Source organism: Streptomyces sp. SID1328 (assembly GCF_009865595.1).
GTDB lineage: Bacteria > Actinomycetota > Actinomycetes > Streptomycetales > Streptomycetaceae > Streptomyces > Streptomyces griseoluteus.
Window position 1 is genome coordinate 1 of record NZ_WWKH01000834.1, and the last position, 4,112, is coordinate 4,112.

General features: G+C 74.1%; 4 protein-coding genes. 3 read left to right on the plus strand and 1 reads right to left on the minus strand.

What is annotated here, in order from left to right; translation table 11 throughout:
- The 3 genes from GT030_RS26650 to GT030_RS26660 form a co-directional block, all read left to right on the plus strand.
- Window positions 1-920, plus strand: a 920-nt coding sequence (locus tag GT030_RS26650; RefSeq protein WP_161203293.1) for an FUSC family protein, incomplete at its 5' end; no start/stop codon positions are given.
- Window positions 921-1,018: 98 nt separating this feature from the next.
- Entirely contained in the window at window positions 1,019-1,663 is a 645-nt protein-coding gene (locus GT030_RS26655; protein WP_161203294.1) for a DUF899 domain-containing protein, read from the plus strand.
- Window positions 1,664-1,847: 184 nt separating this feature from the next.
- Complete coding sequence (locus tag GT030_RS26660; protein WP_161203295.1) at window positions 1,848-2,078, plus strand: hypothetical protein; 231 nt, start codon at window positions 1,848-1,850, stop codon at window positions 2,076-2,078.
- Here GT030_RS26660 and GT030_RS26665 read toward each other — a convergent pair.
- On the minus strand, window positions 2,044-3,906 hold the full coding sequence (locus tag GT030_RS26665) for an ABC transporter ATP-binding protein (RefSeq protein ID WP_237522842.1): 1,863 nt from the start codon (window positions 3,904-3,906) through the stop codon (window positions 2,044-2,046). The genes GT030_RS26660 and GT030_RS26665 overlap by 35 nt on opposite strands.
- Between the last annotated feature and the right edge of the window lie 206 nt (window positions 3,907-4,112).

Here is a 4,112-nt window from a genome sequence, read left to right on the forward strand (position 1 = left end):
CCGAGGCGTTCGACCGCGCCGGAAGCGCCCGCCACCTCACCCTCGGCCGGCGCAGCGGGGTACGCGGTGCGCTGCGGGCCATGGCCGGCACGGCGGGCCGTGAGTACGGGCTGCGCGTCGCCCTCTGCTTCGGCGCCGGAGCCGGCATCGCCCAGGCCCTCCACCACACCGGCTGGTACGGCAGCCACCCGCACTGGTACTGGCTGCCGCTCACCGCCGTCTTCCTCGTGAAGCCCGACCTCGGCCCGCTGGTCTCCCGCGTGCTGTGCCGGGCCGCGGGGACCGTGCTCGGCGCGCTGGTGTTCGCCGGTCTGGCCGCGCTGCTGCCCCATCCGGCCGGGCTGATCGTGCTGGTCACCGTGAGCGGCGCGCTGCTGCCCGTCTCCACCCGGCACTTCGCCGCGCTGACCGCCGTCGTCACCGTGCTCGTGCTCGCCCTGATCATGGTCGGCGGGGAGCCGCAGGCGTGCCTCGGCCGGATCGCCGAGACCATGGTGGCCTGCGCGCTCGTCCTGATCGTCGGCCACCTGCCGATGCCGGGCCGCCACGGTGCCGGGGTCCGGGCCCGGCTGGCCGCCGCGGGGAGCGCCGCGCACGCCTACCTCGCGCACGTCCTCGCCGAGACCGGCGACCACGCCGAACGCTGGGCGCTGCGCCGTGAGGCGTACCGCACCCTCGCCGAGGCCCGTACCGCCATCGCCGTCTCCGCCGCCGAACTGCCCACCCTGGCCCGGCACACGAAGGGCACCGACCAGGTGGCCGCGGTGCTGGAACGGCTCGTCGACACCACCACCGCCTGCGCGGTCCACCTGGACGACACCGGCCGCCTCACCCCCCGGCACACCGGCCAGCTCCAGTCCGCGCTGCGGGAACTGGAAGCCAGGGGCCGGGACTGGACCGGACTCGGCACGGCAGCCTGACCGCCCCGCCGCTCACCGGAAAAAAAATCCGCCGCGCCGATGAGTTGTGCCCCCGTCCACGGTCAGCACCCCGAACGGACCGTCGGACAGGAGGGCTCATGTCGTTTCCGGAGATCGTCAGCCGCGAACGGTGGCGGGCGGCGCGCGAGGAGTTACGCCGCACGGAGCAGGCCGTCGAGCGGGCACGGGCCGCGCTCGGCGAGGAACGGCGCCGGCTGCCCATGGTCGAGGTCCGCGACGAGTACGTCCTGGAGGGCGGCGACGGCAAGGCCACGCTGCTCGACCTGTTCGGGGACCGCGCCCAGCTCGTCGTCCACCACTTCGTGTTCGCGCCGGAGCAGGAAGCCGGCTGCCCCTGCTGTGCGGCCTTCCTCGACCAGCTCGGCCCCCTCGCCCACCTCCGGGCCCGCGACACCGCCTTCGCGGCCGTCTCGCTCGCGCCCTTCACCCGGCTGCTGCCCTTTAAGGCGCGGATGGGCTGGACCGTGCCCTGGTACTCCTCCTGCCACAGCGACTTCAACCGCGACTTCGAGGCGACCGTGGACCGCGACGGCGCCCCCGCCGAACGCCCCGGCCTGAGCTGCTTCCTGCGCGACGGCGACCGGATCTTCCACACCTACTCGGTGTACGACGACGCCCTGGACGGCATCGGAGCCCTTTCCGGCCTGCTCGACCTCACCGCCCTCGGCCGCCACCCGCACGGCGGCGACCGGCTCCGGCTGCACGACGAGTACGACCACTGACGGGACGGTGCCGTTCCGTGTCCGTCCGGGCACCGAACGCGCCCGCCACTCACCTGTGGTGAGCGGACGTACCCGTTCGGCTGTGAACCGGTGTCGGCTGTGTCTCAGTCCCGTCACCGGGCGAGGCGATCACCCCTCCAGCGCGTTGACTTCGGTAAGTACGACGCATGACTGGAGGTGCGAGATGGTGATTGGGCGGACCGTGCTCGAACGCTTTCCCGCAGGCGGCCCGCGCGGCTCGTGGCCCGCGGAGGAGTTCGCGCACGCGCGACGGCAGGAAGGGATGCCGGCCGAGGTCGTGATGGACCTGGCGACCGACACCTTCCTGGTGATCCTGCGCGGCGCCGAGGGCGTGGACCGAACTGCGGAGCGGGTCCGGCTCAGCGGGGCCCCGGCGCGGGGACGGGGGCGGTGAACTGCCCGGCCTGGAGCGCGTACAGCTCCGCGTAGACCCCGCCCCGCGCGAGCAGCTCCTCCGGGCTGCCGGACTCCACCAGCCGGCCCCGCTCCAGCACATGCACCAGATCCGCGTGCCGGACCGAGGCGAGCCGGTGCGTGATCAGCACGACGGTCTGCCCGGTGCCCGCCAGCGCCCGGATCTTCTCGAACACCGCCAGCTCGGCCCGCGCGTCCAGCGCCGCCGTCGGCTCGTCCACGATCAGGATGCCGCCGCGCCGGTAGGCCGCCCGCGCGATCCCGAGCCGCTGCCACTGGCCCCCGGACAGCTCGTGACCGCCGGTGAAATTGCGGGCCAGCAGGGTGTCCAGACCGCGCGGCAGACCCGCGACCACCTCCTCGGCACCGGCCTCCGCGACCGCCGCCGCCAGCCGCTCCTCGGTCATCGGTACGGAGGAGCGGCCCACCGCCACGTTCACCCGCGCGGTGAACGGCCACCGTTTGAAGTCCTGCGCCACCATCGCCACCCGCTCGGCCAGCAGCCGCCGGTCCGCCCGCGCCGCGTCCACCCCGTCCCACAGCACCCGGCCCCGGTCCGGCGCGTACAGGCCGGCGAGCAGCTTGACCAGGGTCGTCTTGCCCGAACCGTTCTCGCCGACCAGCGCGATGATCCGGCCCATGGGCAGGCTCAGGCTCACCCCGTCCAGCGCCGGCCGCGCCGAATCGCCCGGGTAGCTGAAGGTGACGTCCTCGAACCTGATCTCCTTCGGCTCCTCCGGCAGTTCCTCCCCGCCCACCGGGATCGCCCGCTCGGCCGCCTCCACGTACAGCCGCTTCAGGTCCCCGACGAACAGCGCCTCCTCGTGCAGCTGGTTGATCTCCAGCACCAGCGTGTCCAGGCTCGCCGCCCCGGTACGGATGGCGATGACCGCCGTACCCGCCACCGACAGCGCCATCGCCCCGGCCAGCAGCAGCGCGCCCAGGGTGGCGTACATGGCGAGGGTCGCCAGCCCCGTCCAGGCGGCCGCCGCCAGCCCGGTGCGGGCCGCGAGCCGGGAGAGGCGGGCCTGCTCGGCCTCCGCCGTCTCCGACATCGCGCGGTAGTGCCGCAGCAGGAACGGGCCGACCCCGTGCACCCGGATCTCCGGCGCCGCCCCCGGCTCGGTGAGCAGGCTGCCGATGAGGTGCCCGGCCCGCACGTGCTGCACCCAGGTGTGGAACGACTCGTAGCGCCGCCGCGCGTTGGTCAGCGCGCTCCAGGCGCTCGGCAGCGTCATGGTGACCAGCAACGGGAGCAGCGCCGGGTGCAGCACGGTCAGCACACCGGCCGCCGCCAGGAGAGAGATCAGCGCGTTGATCACCCGCGCGCTGTAGGAGATCATGTGGCGCGCCGAGCGGGCGCCGTACTGCGCGGTGTCCAGCAGCTTGTGGAAGGCGTGGTCCTCGATCGCGGCCAGCTCCACATTGGCCGCCCGCTCCAGATACAGCTCGGTCGCCACCCGCTCCACCTTGGGCTCCAGCCGCCCGGTGGCGTAGGTGGAGGCGGCCCGCAGCAGCGCCGCGACCAGCATCGTCGCCGCCATCACCGCGAGGGCTGGTACGGCGGCGCGCAACCGGTGCTCGATGTCCGGCCCGGTGAGCAGGCTGCCGAGCGCGCTGTTGACGGCCAGCAGGCTCACCGCCTGGGCCACACCCCGGCCCACCTCGGCGGCCAGCACGGTACGGGCGGCCCTCGGGTCCGCCTGCCGGGCCAGCTCCAGACTGGACGCCAGCATGCCGGGGAGCCGTCGCACCATCGAGCGGAGGCTCAGCTCCAGGAAGGCCTCGGCGTGCTCGTTCCACCCCATGTCATACCGCAGGGGGCCGCCGAAGAGCAGCCGCTCCGACTCGGAGACCTCGGGACCGTCCGGGTCCTTCGGGTCGTCTGGCCTGTTCCGCCCCCGTCGCTGCCGCACCGCGGACCTCCCGCTCGCCGTGACCGAACGGCCACTATCCCCGCGGGTGCCCGGCACGGGCAGAGCGCGAGCGGGGGCAACGGGGGCGTACGGGGGTG